At 38.5% G+C, this 15376-nt stretch carries 9 protein-coding genes, 1 tRNA gene, 2 pseudogenes and 1 CRISPR repeat array; of the genes and pseudogenes, 5 read left to right on the plus strand and 7 right to left on the minus strand.

The genetic code is table 11. The annotated features are described in order from the left end of the window. Window positions 1-28: 28 nt before the first annotated feature. Together rnt and pyrC are read right to left on the minus strand one after the other, a co-directional pair. Window positions 29-691 (minus strand): ribonuclease T, encoded by a 663-nt coding sequence (gene rnt, locus ACNS8M_RS04385; RefSeq protein WP_168418626.1) that lies wholly within the window; start codon window positions 689-691, stop codon window positions 29-31. Beyond that, window positions 676-1710 (minus strand): dihydroorotase, encoded by a 1035-nt coding sequence (pyrC, locus tag ACNS8M_RS04390; RefSeq protein ID WP_168418625.1) that lies wholly within the window; start codon window positions 1708-1710, stop codon window positions 676-678. Before pyrC ends, rnt begins: the two co-directional genes overlap by 16 nt. A gap of 197 nt (window positions 1711-1907) precedes the next feature. Here pyrC and ACNS8M_RS04395 point away from each other — a divergent pair, with 197 nt between their 5' ends. After that, window positions 1908-3167 carry a GGDEF domain-containing protein gene (locus ACNS8M_RS04395; protein WP_194559155.1) on the plus strand — a complete coding sequence of 420 codons (1260 nt, stop codon included), beginning with the start codon at window positions 1908-1910 and terminating at the stop codon, window positions 3165-3167. 106 nt (window positions 3168-3273) lie between these two features. On the opposite strand, the gene argG is transcribed toward ACNS8M_RS04395, so the two are convergent. Continuing rightward, entirely contained in the window at window positions 3274-4617 is a 1344-nt protein-coding gene (gene argG / locus ACNS8M_RS04400; protein ID WP_168525845.1) for an argininosuccinate synthase, read from the minus strand. Window positions 4618-4977: 360 nt separating this feature from the next. Here argG and ACNS8M_RS04405 point away from each other — a divergent pair, with 360 nt between their 5' ends. The 4 genes and pseudogenes from ACNS8M_RS04405 to ACNS8M_RS04420 all read left to right on the plus strand — a co-directional run. Next, complete coding sequence (locus ACNS8M_RS04405; protein ID WP_419225208.1) at window positions 4978-7011, plus strand: FAD-dependent oxidoreductase; 2034 nt, start codon at window positions 4978-4980, stop codon at window positions 7009-7011. Between the two features lie 129 nt (window positions 7012-7140). Further along, window positions 7141-7230 (plus strand) — tRNA-Ser (locus ACNS8M_RS04410). Between the two features lie 172 nt (window positions 7231-7402). After that, window positions 7403-7675, plus strand: a pseudogene (locus tag ACNS8M_RS04415) (Arm DNA-binding domain-containing protein); the annotation flags it as partial. After that, window positions 7670-7918: pseudogene (locus tag ACNS8M_RS04420) on the plus strand (integrase core domain-containing protein); the annotation flags it as partial. The pseudogenes ACNS8M_RS04415 and ACNS8M_RS04420, both read left to right, overlap by 6 nt. A 32-nt stretch (window positions 7919-7950) precedes the next feature. After that, window positions 7951-9308: direct repeats of the CRISPR family, unit length 36 nt; unit sequence ATCTACACACAGTAGAAATTTAAAAGGCTGTTAGCC. Window positions 9309-9423: 115 nt separating this feature from the next. Here ACNS8M_RS04420 and cas2 read toward each other — a convergent pair. From cas2 to cas12a, 4 genes are all read right to left on the minus strand, one after another. Beyond that, a complete protein-coding gene (gene cas2 / locus ACNS8M_RS04425; RefSeq protein WP_180076053.1) occupies window positions 9424-9693 on the minus strand; it encodes a CRISPR-associated endonuclease Cas2 in 270 nt (89 codons plus the stop codon). Between the two features lie 4 nt (window positions 9694-9697). After that, window positions 9698-10678, minus strand: coding sequence for a type V CRISPR-associated endonuclease Cas1 (gene cas1 / locus ACNS8M_RS04430; protein ID WP_180076054.1), 981 nt, complete (start codon window positions 10676-10678; stop codon window positions 9698-9700). A gap of 9 nt (window positions 10679-10687) precedes the next feature. Then, window positions 10688-11236: a type V CRISPR-associated protein Cas4 gene (gene cas4 / locus ACNS8M_RS04435; RefSeq protein WP_180076055.1), complete on the minus strand. Its 549-nt coding sequence runs from the start codon at window positions 11234-11236 to the stop codon at window positions 10688-10690. 62 nt (window positions 11237-11298) lie between these two features. Then, window positions 11299-15207, minus strand: coding sequence for a type V CRISPR-associated protein Cas12a/Cpf1 (gene cas12a / locus ACNS8M_RS04440; RefSeq protein ID WP_419225209.1), 3909 nt, complete (start codon window positions 15205-15207; stop codon window positions 11299-11301). Window positions 15208-15376: the final 169 nt, after the last annotated feature.

Consider the following 15376-nt stretch of genomic DNA (forward strand, 5'->3'; position numbering starts at 1 on the left):
TCAATCAAAATGAGAAATTGGGGGGAGATTATGTTTCAGGGTTAAGTAGGGTTTCGACCAAGTGCGGTGCAAGTTTGTTTAGAATAAAACAAAAGAGTTCCGCTGTTTTTTGAGTATCGTACAGTGCCGAGTGAGCCTCTTTACCATCAAACTCAATACCTGCCTGAATACATGATTTTGCCAGCACCGTTTGACCAAACATCACAGCACTTAAAGTCACAGTATCGAACACAGAAAAGCTGTGGAATGGATTTTGGTTTTTAGTGCCTGTACGGGCAATGGCTGCTTGTACAAAGCCTAAGTCAAAATGTGCATTGTGACCCACTAAAATAGCATGGGTACAATTTTGCTGACGTCGCACTTCATTTATAGATTTGAAAATCCGCTTTAACGCTGTTTTTTCATCTTCAGCCATGGCCACACGCATTGGGTTAAATGGGTCAATCCCAATAAAATCCAATGAGCGACGGTCTAAATTTGCCCCTTCAAATGGGTTGATATGCGCATGATACGCTTCACCTGGAACAAATTTGCCTTCAGCATCATAAATGATGGGAATAGCAGCAATTTCCAATAAAGCATCGGTTTGGGCATTAAAGCCTGCGGTTTCAACATCGACCACCACAGGCAAAAAACCACGAAAACGTTGCCCCATAACGGGCAAAGTTGTATCTGTCACACTTTTCTCCATTGAATGGTTTTACCCGCATATAGCGGAATAATTTGTTCACCATCCAAGTAGTCTAAACTGGTTGGAATAGTTTGCTCTTCTTTTACCAAGGTAATGGTGTTGGTATTACGTGGCAAACCATAGAAATCTGCACCAAACAAGCTAGCAAAACCTTCTAGACGATCAATACGGCCAACTTGGTCAAAAGCTTGAGCATAGAGTTCAATTGCAGTAGGGGCACTATAACAGCCTGCGCAACCACATGCATTTTCTTTAGCATTTTTTGAGTGCGGTGCACTGTCTGTACCTAAGAAAAATTTAGGATTACCACTGGTTGCGACTTCCAATAATGTTTGCTGATGCGTTTGACGCTTCAAAATTGGCAAACAATAGAAATGCGGTTTTACACCACCCACCAACATATCATTACGGTTAAACAATAAATGTTGTGGGGTAATAGTTGCTGCCACATTGCGACCTTGTTCTAAAACAAATTGTGCAGCTTCAGAAGTGGTAATGTGCTCAAGTACCAGTTTCAAGTTCGGGAACTGTTGCAACAAAGGAGATAACACTTCATCTAGGAAACGCTTTTCACGGTCAAAAATATCGACATGATGATGTGTGACTTCACCGTGCAACAATAAAGGCACTTGCTGCTCTTCAAGTTGCTCAATCACCGCATATACTTTACGAATGTCGCTGACCCCATTGTCTGAATTGGTGGTCGCGCCAGCAGGGTAAAGTTTAATTGCATTCACATGCGCAGATTCTTTTATTTTTTTAACTTCTTCAGGCGAGGTCTGATCGGTAAAATACAACACCATGCGAGGGTCAAATGCGATACCTTCAGGCACGTGTGCCATGATGCGTTCACGATAGGCCTCTGCTTCTTCCACAGTTTTCACAGGTGGAACTAGGTTAGGCATACAAATTGCGCGTGAAAATTGCTTGGCAAGATCGGGTACAGTACGTTGAAGTGCTAAACCATCACGTAAATGTGCATGCCAGTCATCTGGCTGGATAAGAGTAATCGTATTCAAGGCGCTGCCAGTCTGAAAAATAAAACAGATGATAATCTATAAATGTTAAAATGGTAACGTCGAAAGCCATAAAAAATAGAAATGGCTGAATTAATTTTGCTGACATTGTGTTATTTTTAAACCACTAAAAAAATTATATGGCTTGTTGGGGCATTGGGTTTTAGAACCTGAGCAGTTAAATGGAATTTAAAGCATCCATGGAATACAAATATAAATTAGCGAAATTACAGTACGACAAAGAAAAAAATGAGGCGTTGATTAAACGTCAGCGCAAACGTGCGGGGCAGGTTTTTCCAAAGCAGTTAGAGCTTGAGTTTTGGCAACAACATCTTGAACAAGCACGCCACAATATTAATCAATACTTTTGGTCGGGTGTACTGATTTACTTCATTTTGACCGTACTGATTATTACAGGTGATTATTGGATCATTGACCGTGCTGCTTTTAAGCATGATTTCATCCATTCTTTTCTAGGTTTGGTTAATGGAGCATTTTGCTTACTCACGCTGTTTTTCTTTGCACATTATCGCGTATTGCGTCCGTACTACGCCTATGCCGCTATGGGGCTGATTTTCTGGGCAATTGTGTCGATGACATGGCTAACCATGACCGTACATACCGAAGTGTTCAGACACCAAGCCATGATGATTATTTGCATGATTTATATTATGGGGTATGTACTAACAGGGGTGAAGCCATTTCACATGCTGCTGACAGGCTTAATGGCGGCTGTAGTTGCGATGGTAATGCTTCTGACTTTATATATTCCTATTGATGTGATGGTGATGGGGCGGGTGTTGGTTGGCAGTACGGTGATGGGTTTTTTGATCAGTAAAATGCTGTGTACCCGTGAGCGAATGATTTTCTTGGTGATGCACCAAGCCCGACTCAGTGAAAAAATTAACCGTATCCATGCCGAAGAGTTGTTGCATTTAAGTCAGCATGATTCATTGACCAAAGTTTCCAATCGACGCACCTTTGATGAAATGCTGGACAGTTTTTTTGAGCAGGCTCGACATGATGAAACAGCTTTGTCTTTGTTATTTATCGATGTAGATTTCTTTAAAAAATACAACGACCATTACGGGCATCAAAAGGGCGATGAAGTGATTTCCTCAATTGCCAAGTCGATCAAAGATTCTATTCGCCACATGGATTTTGTGGCACGTTATGGTGGCGAGGAGTTTGTGGTGTTGCTGCCTGAAACCGATGCGCATGGCGCTTATGCAGTCGCTTCCAATATTTTTAAAGCGGTAGAGCGTTTGGCAATTCCACATAGCCAGTCTACGGTGGCAAGTACTGTTACCATCAGCTTAGGTTTTACGGTTTATAAAGGTGAGGCAGACATTTTTAAAAGCGATTTTCTGCAACGTGCAGACCAAGCGTTGTACCGTGCTAAACAGTTAGGACGCAATCAAATTTATTATCACACTTTGCAAGTGGAAGAGATGCTTTAAAAACTGTTTGTACTTAAAAAGATTTTACAGGTAGTAAGTTTCTGATTCAAAACTAAAAAAGCCGCTCATATTGAGCGGCTTTTGACTTTGCAGACAATCATCAAGATTATTTGTTTTTGTCTTTAAGTTGAGGTACAGCAGAACCTGTACCAATTGACAATAAACCTGAGTTTGTGTACAAGCCTAGTTTTGCACGTGTATCGGTAATGTCAAGGTTACGCATTGTCAACTGACCAATACGATCCATTGGCGTAAACATTGAATCACCTTTTTCCATCGTTAAACGCTCAGCTTCATAAGTGAGGTTTGGAGATTCAGTGTTCATGATGGTGTAGTCATTACCACGACGTAATTCTAAAGTTACAGTACCTGTAATCGCTTTTGCTACCCAGCGTTGTGCAGTTTCACGTAGCATCAGTGCTTGAGAGTCGAACCAGCGACCTTGATACAATAAACGACCTAAACGTAAACCGTTAATGCGGTATTGTTCAATCGTATCTTCGTTATGAATACCAGTCACTAAACGCTCATAAGCAATGTGCAATAACGCCATGCCCGGTGCTTCATAAATACCGCGAGATTTCGCTTCGATGATACGGTTTTCGATTTGGTCAGACATACCCAAACCATGACGACCACCAATACGGTTGGCTTCAAGAATCAATTCAACTGGGTTTTCAATACGCTGACCATTTAATGCAACAGGCATACCTTCTTCAAAGGTCACAGACACTTCTTCTGCTTTAACTTCAACGTCATCTTTCCAGAACGCCACGCCCATGATTGGATCAACAATTTTGATGCCAGCATCAAGATATTCAAGGTCTTTGGCTTCGTGTGTTGCACCTAGCATGTTTGAGTCAGTTGAATAGGCTTTTTCTTTTGACATTTTATAGTCAAAGCCATTGTCGATAAGAAATTGTGACATTTCCGCACGACCACCTAACTCATCAATAAAGGTTTGGTCTAACCAAGGCTTATAAATTTTAAGCGCTGGATTGGTCAATAAACCATAACGGTAGAAACGCTCAATATCGTTACCTTTATAAGTTGAGCCGTCACCCCAAATGTTGACGTCATCTTCTTTCATTGCGGTAACCAACATGGTGCCCGTAACTGCACGACCAAGCGGTGTAGTGTTAAAGTAAGGCATACCACCTGTGCTGATATGGAATGCACCACATTGAATTGCAGCAATACCTTCTAAAGCTAACTGTAAACGACAGTCAACTAAGCGTGCTTTTACTGCACCGTATTCTTCTGCTTTCTTTGGAATGGCATCATAGTCATCTTCATCTGGCTGACCCAAGTTTGCGGTATACGCATACGGTTCAGCGCCTTTTTGCTTCATCCACAATAAAGCAGCTGAAGTATCTAGACCACCAGAAAAGGCGATACCGACTTTTTTGCCTACTGGTACATTCTGCAAGATAGTTGCATTATCAGTCATTGCTAGTCCTAACTTTTTTAAAATAGGCACCACATTTGGTGGCCAAGGAGAATTCTAAACTGCAAATTATAGCACTCTTTAAAATGCTTGTTTTCGTTTAAAAAGCGCATTTGATAAAAAAATCAGGTTCTCGCTTAAATTTTCATTTAGAAATGGCAAACTGAGGATAGAAGATGATAATCAAAACAGATATTTTTTGGGCATCATTAAAATGCTCTATTTTTAACAGTTTGAGATCAAGGAAAGCGGTAGATTGACGTTTGCGCCACACAGTCGAACTTTAGAGTCATAAACAGTTTATAAAAATCAGTTAAAGTATTCATGCAACAAGTTGCAAAGCTAATTATATAAGGATTCATCATGACAACTCGCTATGCAAATATTCTAAAACCATTACATTTAGGATTTACCACCATCAAAAACCGTGTCGTGATGGGTTCAATGCACACGGGCTTGGAAGATCGCTTTTATAATTATCCAAAGCTTGCAGCTTATTTTGGTGAACGTGCCAAAGGTGGTGTGGGCTTGATTATCACAGGGGGTATTTCACCTAACCGTCAAGGCTGGTTATTGCCTGCAGGTGGCACCATGAATACCCTGGGTGATGTTGCACCGCATCGACTAGTGACACACGCGGTACATAAGCACGGTGCCAAAATTTTAATGCAAATTCTGCATGCAGGGCGCTATGGCTACCAACCCTTTGTGGTTTCTGCAAGTCCAATTAAGTCACCAATTTCACCATTTAAACCCCGTAAAATGAGTGAAAGACAAATTTTAAATACCATTCAGGACTACGCCAAAACTGCCAATTTAGCCAAAATGGCGGGCTACGATGGTGTAGAAATTATGGGCTCTGAAGGCTATTTGCTGAATCAGTTTTTAAGTCGTCATGTCAATCAGCGTGAAGATCAGTGGGGCGGTTCGATTGAAAACCGTACGCGTTTTGCTTTAGAAGTGGTAAAAGCCATTCGTGCCGAAGTTGGTGAAAAATTTATTATCTGCTTCCGTTTGTCTATGCTCGATTTAGTGCATGATGGTAATACCATGCAGGAAGTAATTACAGTTGCCCAAGCGTTAGAGCAGGCAGGGGTGAACTTACTCAATACCGGCATTGGCTGGCATGAAGCACGTATTCCAACTATTGTGACATCTGTACCGCGTGCCGCTTTTGTGGATTACACCGCAGAGGTGAAAAAGCATGTGGAAATTCCTGTGATCGCCTCTAACCGTATTAATATGCCTGATACAGCAGAAGAAATTTTGGCAGCAGGTAAGGCGGATATGATTCAAATGGCACGCCCATTATTGGCAGATGCGTTTTGGGTCAATAAAACTGCAACCAATCGTGTCAATGAAATTAATACCTGTATTGCTTGTAACCAAGCGTGTTTGGATCATACTTTTAAAAATCAACGTGCGACCTGTCTCGTCAATCCACGTGCAGCTTATGAAACTGAATTGGTCTATGAAAAAACCAAACAGCCAAAACGTATTGCAGTAGTCGGTGGTGGTGTTGCGGGAATGTCTGCAGCTACAGTTGCTGCTAGCCGTGGGCATCAAGTGACTTTGTTTGAAGCAAGCAATGAAGTGGGCGGACAATTCAACTTGGCGAAAGTTGTGCCAGGGAAAGAAGAATTTCACGAAACCATTCGCTACTTTAAAGTACAAATTGAAAAAACTGGGGTCGATTTACGTTTAAATACCAAAGTGAATCGTGAACAACTAGAACGTGAAGGTTTTGATGAAGTTGTAATTGCAACAGGTGTGGTACCACGCGCCTTAAAAATTGAAGGGAGCGATGCACCGCAAGTATTGTCTTATGCTGAAGTATTGCGTGGCGCACCGGTTGGTCAAAAAGTTGCTGTCATTGGTGCGGGCGGTATTGGTTTTGATGTATCCGAGTTTTTATTAAAACCTGAAAATCAGCCACAGCCGCAACCATTAGTAGATTGGCAGCGTGAGTGGGGAGTAGATCCAAATCCTAACTATGTGACCGAAGGCGGGATATTGGCTGCAGAAGTACATCCACCTATTCGTGAAATTTACTTATTACAGCGTAAAACTACAGCTTTAGGCGCGGGTTTGGGTAAAACATCAGGTTGGGTGCATCGTGCACAATTGAAAAAACATGCAGTGCGTATGTTACGTGGGGTGCAGTATAAAGCCATTAGTAACGAAGGTTTGTGGATTGAAATGGCTGGGCAATCGCAACTGTTGCGTGTAGATAGTATTGTCGTCTGTGCAGGGCAAGAATCTGTAAAAGACTTAATGCCGAAGGCAGATGAAAACACCTTGGCAAACTATCACATTATTGGCGGTGCGAAACTTGCTGCAGAGTTGGATGCAAAACGTGCTATTCGTGAAGGCGCAGAGTTGGCAGCACAACTTTAAAAAGTTTAGGTGCTATGCTGTTGTTTTGATGAAACATACAGATAATTTGGTGAAACAATATTCATTTGAATGACTGGGTGCTATTTTTTACTTGTCATCAAATCAAAAGCTTCGTATGATTGCGCACATGGAAGCGTGGCAGAGCGGTTTAATGCACCGGTCTTGAAAACCGACGAGGGTGTGAGTCCTCCGTGAGTTCGAATCTCACCGCTTCCGCCATACAAAACTTTCCAACATTGCTTAGCGCAATATAAGCGATTGATTATATTGGTTAATGTTGGAATATAACGGTACGACGCACGTTGACACTTGACGTAAATCGACGGTTATAAAGTAGTAAGAAATGTAGTAAGTTAAAACTTACTACATTTTTTTTGCGTGGTTTTTTATCATGGCACGTACTCAAAATAAGCTCACAGCACTACAAATTAAAAAACTGAAAGCTGATCCTCAAAAGAGCATAAAGATTGGTGATGGTGGAAATCTTTACTTTCGTGTTGATCCGAATGGTAGTCGGTATTGGATATTTAATTATACCCGCCCATATACAAACAAGCGCAATGAAGTATCCCTCGGTACGTATCCCGAAATCTCTTTAGAAGATGCACGTAGAATTAGAGATGAGTACAAGATACTTATTCAACAGGGGATTGATCCAACAGTCGGTACAACGGGTGATTCATACGATAATGCTCTGGCTGAAACGGTGAATGGCTTATACAAAACAGAGGTGATTGAATATCTAAAAGCAGATTGGCAAGGTTTAGCAGATGTACAACTTGCGACACTAAACTGGGTAGATTGGTTCAATAAAAAGCGTGTACACAGTGCACTGGGTTATGTATCGCCTTTTGAGTTTGAAGCAATGTACTATGATAAGATTAATCCGTTAGGTCAGGTGGCCTAACTTAAATAAAAAAGTCTCCGACAAACCCGGTACGGTTCACACAGTAGAAATTTAAAAGGCTGTTAGCCGATAATACCTGTGGGCAACTCAACGTAATCTACACACAGTAGAAATTTAAAAGGCTGTTAGCCGAAAGAGGTCAGTACAACAACCGTGATATCTACACACAGTAGAAATTTAAAAGGCTGTTAGCCAAACGCTCGTAAATATAGTTTTTTGAGATCTACACACAGTAGAAATTTAAAAGGCTGTTAGCCATTTTAATTTTGATGATACGGCTCCATCTACACACAGTAGAAATTTAAAAGGCTGTTAGCCAGAATTCGCTTTACAGTCTAATATGATATCTACACACAGTAGAAATTTAAAAGGCTGTTAGCCAATTTTCCCGATGGAAGATTGCCAGTCGATCTACACACAGTAGAAATTTAAAAGGCTGTTAGCCATTTTAATTTTGATGATACGGCTCCATCTACACACAGTAGAAATTTAAAAGGCTGTTAGCCAGTTAAGGGGGTGAACATAGCTTGTCTTAATCTACACACAGTAGAAATTTAAAAGGCTGTTAGCCTTATTGCATTGGTCATTTGGCTGTTTATATCTACACACAGTAGAAATTTAAAAGGCTGTTAGCCAGTTTATAACGACTTCGCCCTCGTCAATCTACACACAGTAGAAATTTAAAAGGCTGTTAGCCGAATTTGCTAATGCTCGTGGGTTCTAATCTACACACAGTAGAAATTTAAAAGGCTGTTAGCCAAATCATTAATTCTATTACCATAATTAATCTACACACAGTAGAAATTTAAAAGGCTGTTAGCCTGGCGTACAACAGCAGCTCCAATTTTTATCTACACACAGTAGAAATTTAAAAGGCTGTTAGCCTTGGATGACACTCTAGCATCCTTACCAGATCTACACACAGTAGAAATTTAAAAGGCTGTTAGCCGTGTCTGGTGACGAGATTTCGTTCTCATCTACACACAGTAGAAATTTAAAAGGCTGTTAGCCCTCAATGCAATGCCTCCTGATGTTTGAATCTACACACAGTAGAAATTTAAAAGGCTGTTAGCCTCAGAAGGCAAGGTGTGTCATTTTGAAATCTACACACAGTAGAAATTTAAAAGGCTGTTAGCCATAAACCCCATACTCAAACTTAGCAAATCTACACACAGTAGAAATTTAAAAGGCTGTTAGCCGAGCTTCTGAGAATTGGTAGAGTAGACATCTACACACAGTAGAAATTTAAAAGGCTGTTAGCCTACCTTCCGGTGTATTAAAGAACCCTTTTATCTACACACAGTAGAAATTTAAAAGGCTGTTAGCCATTAATTAGGTGAGTTTGAACATTCGAATCTACACACAGTAGAAATTTAAAAGGCTGTTAGCCCCGTTTTTGCATTAAAATAAAGCTAAAATATTGATATTCTCTAAAAAAATACAGAAAAAACATCAAATATCTCCTTAAAGTGCATCATTTTTGGCATGAAGACGGAGGTTTGCAGCTACAACGACACTAAACGCATTGTTCTGTGTGTTGCATGACCATAACGAATTAATTCTCGTTCATGGAATCTAAATATTAACACACTATCAGCATTGCTAAAGCGTTTTTCAAATCTATTTTCGATCTCTGCAGTAATAATATTTAATACGCGATTTGAGTTTTTGATTTCATAGACGGAGTACTGTAATCGATCACCATATTCCATTAGAAAGTGTGAAAATTGGGTGCGTAACTTATTATCGCTAATATCATAACTGACAATAATCATGGATTTATTCCTCCTGAATGAACTCGAAGTTTTCATAACGTTCAGGCTGTTGCTTCATAAAACAACGGTAATACTGTTGAATAAAAACAAATATTTCAGATTTATGCACTAAAATGCTGGTCATTAAAATTTCATTATATTTTTTAATATGTTGATTTTGTAATACGTACCTTTGCTTGATCACAGTAAAATGATCATGCTGAAATTGTTTAAGTTGAAAACTTTTTAGAACTTGTTGATCCACAATACAGCGAAATGGCTCGACCAAATCACAAACTAAAGATTTTCGTTTAAACCAAAGTTGATGTAATACCCCTGCATAGGGATCAAATCCAAAGAGTTTTGCATTGGTTTCGATGTAGTTAAATAACAGGGTATAACCCATATCTAGAACCACATTAATGGGATCTATTTTTAATCTCGGTTTTCGACCTTTCCAATCAATGGCTTCAAAATGATGCTTAAAATATAATTTGGCACAATTACCCTCAATCCCCATGAGTTGATCTAAACCTTGTGTATCTATGATCGCATCGTGATAATTTTGTAGTTGTACGAATGCATCTTTCAATTTATCAGATTTTTTTCTTTTTAATTTCAGTAGATGTACATGGTTAAGGATTTTATTGGCAACAATTTTTTGAGCAAACTCAAAAGCTAAATCTGTTGATATCTGATACTGCTTTTGCCTTAATAGAAAATTGGCCTCTGCTCCTTGAGATAGAAAGAAAATCGGGCGTAAATGCGTATTAAAGACGGTTAAAGCAATAGCATTCTTTTGGCAGTGATCAATCAATGGGCTGCTGAGCGTATAATGCCCAATAATAAAAAGTGCTAAGGTCGTTTGTCGGCTAAGTTTAGTTAGAACTTCGCCTTCTTGGTTTTCAATTTGAATATTGCCTAAAGACACTTTGAGTTTATATTCGCCATCAAAACTATGCAATAAAATGATATTACGCTGTTCTATATCAGATAAATTCAGCATATTTGGTCCTTATTCTGTTTTGTCACATAAATTGTTATAAATACAAAAACGACATTTATTGGGATTAGCCACAAGATCTTGAGATGGATGATAGGACGTAAATTTTAAAATATGATCTTCAAACCATGCGGTAATCTCTGCATCAGGTAAGGGTAGAGGGAAATTTTTATTATCCGTTAAAGAATGAAAATTTAAACTTTTGACCTCATAGCCCATTTCAGTGAGGCAAAAATATTGCGCATAGAGTTGTAATTTATAGCCGTCGTAAATGGTTTTTATGGTTCTTTTGCGTTCTGTAAGTTTGCCTTTCTTAATGTCAAACATATCAATTTTGCCAGTCAAGCCATAACGCTCACTATAGACTTCTGTACCGAGTAAAATATGTGCACTGGTGTTATGTGTAGCGTGATCAATACTTTGGTGTGCGTGCTTTCCTTTAGTTTGAGGGATATCGTGATATTGTTTTTCATCTAAGCCCATATAGGCATTGTGTAAGTAAATGGAATAGGGGCAAAAAATAAAATCGTTGAGTAAACTAATATTGATAAAGTGTTCCATCAGTATGCTCCTCGATACTGAAATAGAAAGCCCGAATAGAAAAACTATTCGGGCATTACGATTTAAGTCAGATATAGTTTTTCTTGCGCAAAGCGTAGCCACTCATCATTGCTAATGGCAAGATTTACTTTCTCCGTATTTGCAGCAGTTTTGAGTTGTTCAATCACCCATAGACCTTTTAAAGCAATATGGTATGCACCGTTGGCATCGGAATCTTGTGGTAAGTGTGTCGATGCATGGCGTGAATCAAAAAACTCACCTAGTACATTGGCAACAGGCGACAAGATATAATCGAGTTTATCTTTACTGCTGCTATAACGCAGTGCCAACAATACTTGTAATAGCCATATCAAACGTTTAAAGAAGTCGACTTGTGTTTGGGCACAAATCATTTCTTTCAGTTCAACACCTTCTGCAACTTCAATATTGTTCTTTGCAAACAGGGCTTTTAATTCTTCAGTCACGTTTACAATGACTGTTTCACCCTGCTGGGCATTTTTCTTTTGATACACATGGCGTTCAGGACCATAGGAGCAAATTGTCCATTCAGCTCGAGCCGCTTGTGCTTTCAGTCCTGCAAACTGATTTAAATTGACCTTAAATTCAAAATAGTCTTTTTTGGCATTAAAAATGATGCTATCAAAAGTTTTAAAAAAGGCTTGGGCTTTGTCTAGGTTTTCATATTTTGGTTTGAGCAAATCGACAAAACCAGTGACAGGATCAATTTTACTGGTGTTCCAAGCAGGGACATAAAATAACACCCCTGATTGTTTACCTAATTTTTCAAATGATTCAAATGGGGCGGTCAATTGATAGGCTTTTCGTACGCCACCAAGTTCATCAGCTTGGGTAGATTTATCAACCACATAATTGAGCTTATGAATCAGGGCTTTTTCAAATTTTTGGTAAATTTGTTTTTCAATTTTAAAACGACCACGTTTAAATCCAAAATTGAGGTCTTCTAACATCACAATCGCATTGTATTTTAAGATTAACTGCTGAATACGATGCACCACTTGACTTAAATAGCCATCTTTGAGTTCTTTAATATTCTCAATCTTTCCCCATGCAGTACGGGCTTGCGCACGACCTTCTTCACGATGTTGTAATAGTTGATGATAAGGCGTTTCAAAATTTTGCGCTTCCGATTTAATACTGTTTAGGCTTTCTTGATAGACAATGTTGCCTTTTAAATCGATCACACTGACATAGAGTAGATGCTTTTCACCACGGTCGATTCCAATGATATGCAGATCTTGATGATTATGTTTAATCATCTGACGGACTAAGTCATTATGCTTTTTAATACTCATCGATTCTTGTGCATGAAAATTTAAACTAATCGGGATATGCAACAAATATTTGTCGGTGGTAAAACGTCGATCTTTGATAATGTCATAAGCCAAAGTACGAGTGGCATCTGGTGTCAATGGATTCTTCGCCACCATTGCTTCCCCCGCTTTATGAATAGTGGTGTTTTCCAATTGTAGTGAGGCAGGGCGGTAGAACATTTCTGCTTCGCCACTCAGTTTAAAGACAGGCTGTTTTAAATTTTCCTCACTAAATAAGGCTTTAAAATACATAGTATGTAAATTTTCTTTGCCTTTGGCATGTGGTGAAAAGTCCTTGTTATAAATCTGGAACAAATACAGTTTGCCTTCAGCCACCAATTGCTCAATATAGTCGGCAGGAATGTCTTGGAAATGGACTTTGTAATTTTGTTCGCTGACTTCTTTATAAAAATCACTGATGTTGCTGTATTGAGACGTCGGTGAGAATTTAAAATTAAAGTGCTTCCAATCTTCATGTAACTCAATACATTGTTTAAACCAATCAATCAGTGCATGGCATTTTTTAAGATCAAAATGGGCTTCACTGCTAATATGCTCTTTTTTGTTGTATGATTCGATGATGTGTTGTGGTGGATTAAATTGTGCTTTACGACTTTCCGAAAAGAAGACTTTAGGGAACATTTTATTTGGTCCTGGCAACAGCTTATAGACCATTTTTTCATAGCAATCGGTAGTATCATCGACTTTGAGTTGATTTAGTGCCTTTGGCTCAAAGGCTTTATTCGCGCCTTTGGCTGTGTCCATGATCGCCAAATAATAATTGCCATTTTTTCTAAGCAAAATACTTAAATTATCGGCTTCTTTATTGGCATCCCAACCACTCAGTAAAGTGGGTTTATTAAAATTCAGTTTAAATTTTTCAGTGCTATACGGTTTTTGCGTAATGTAATTGCGGACTTTGTTATACAGTGGTACAAATACCAATAATGCCTGATAAATTTCTTCAAAATCACTATAAAAACGAGCGTCTTTTTCTACACTTGCAGCCAGCTTTTCATTCAGTGCAAATGGTTTAAGTAATTTTATGACATTGTTAATGGCATCCATAAAGGCTTTAATATCAGTCGCCAGTTTTTCATTTTGTAATATTTCACGTTTCGACTCAGACGTAGACTCAGTATTGACTAGGCCTTTAATACAGCTATATTTGCCTTCAATATCACTAAAAATATTAATGATTTTAATGCTTTGATCATCCGCTACAGTTTCGTATTGTTTGAGCAAGGAAATAATAAAGTCGGTCAATTGTGTATGTGGCTTGCTACTTGGTTGTAATTGCAGATACTTATCAATGGCAGCTTGAATCACCACTAGGCTGTGTGGGGCATCTAAAAATGCAGTTTTTAATTTTTCGATTGCTTCAATTTTGGCGGTTGTTTTGGCACTTGCTAATAACAGCTCATAATCAGGTTGTATCACTTGCATATAATAGTAGCTCAATGCACGACTGATATAACCAAAATCTCCAAACATTTGATGTGAAACAGCACTCAGTTGATTCGGTGCTAAATAGACTTTACTCAAATCATAGTTGGCCAATTCATTGATGAGCAATTGGACACGTTCTAAGAGCGTATAAGAGTGACCATTGACCATGCTTTGATAGTGTAAATGGTCCAAGTAGAACATATTGATTGCATGATACAGCTCAGCATCATCTGCAAATTGTTGTGGTAAAAAAGATAGGGTACTACGGTCACTTAAAATTTGTTTATAGAGTTGTTTAAGTTTTGCGACACGATTTTTCTTGTCCTGTTTTTGGTTATATAAATTAATGAGTTCATTAATACCTTGAATCTTCTGACGGTTTTCACCTTCAGAAATACCACCAATGATGGTGTTGTATTGGTCAATCCCTGTTTGGGTCAAGGTATTGCTAAAGAATGACACTTGCAGCAATTGCGAAAGATCCCAACCATTAAACAGTTGTGGCATGGTGTGATGAAGTGCTTGCAGTTGTTCCCATAATGCAGGGTGATCATTTTGAATTTTGCGTAAAATTTTATTGTTTTCTAAAAATTTAGGTAAATTTTCATGAATTAAACGATAGGCAAGGGCAGTTTTGTGGGGTTCCTTGCTATAAATGTTTTTACGATTATCATGGAAACCTAAGAAGTAGGTAGTAAATTTATTAAAGTCATTATGATAGGTGTAGTTGTTGTCACCTGTTTGGCTCTGTTTTTCGACCCAAGGCTTTAATAAATTGGTGATTAAATTTTTATCGAAAAGAGATTTATATTCTTGTTTAAACTCGCCTTTCTCAAAACTATTAACGATTAACTCTCTCAGTTTCGTTTGCGTTGTTTCGGATTCTTTTTTATAGGCTTCAGTCGATCTTTCTGCTTGAGAACGGAGAAATAATTCTTGAAAAGTCTGTAATGCCTGTTCAAATGATTGGCTATCAATATTGCCGAGTGCACGTTGGATAAAGTCTTTATGGTAGCCATCAATTGCCTGTTTCATTTCAGGGTATTTACGTGCTCTGACTTCATCTTGTAGCAAGACTTGTTTTTCTGTAATAAATTTCTGCGTTGCACCCTGTGGAATCAATTCAAAACGTAAAGTTTTGGAAATTGGATATAAGTGTACAAATTTTTGAAAAAGTAGTTGATAATTCATATATTTAGCTTTCCTTTTTAATGTTGAAATAACTTTGCTAGATATATGTTTTTTAGTCAATCTCTCTCATAGGAAGATACGACAAAATATGTCGTACTGTTTTTTAGAGGAGTAGCTGTTAGTAATCGTGTATAAGCACGTTATTAATGAAGTTAATTAAGCAAGCCTA

Source organism: Acinetobacter sp. A2 (genome assembly GCF_048537555.1).
Lineage (GTDB): Bacteria > Pseudomonadota > Gammaproteobacteria > Pseudomonadales > Moraxellaceae > Acinetobacter.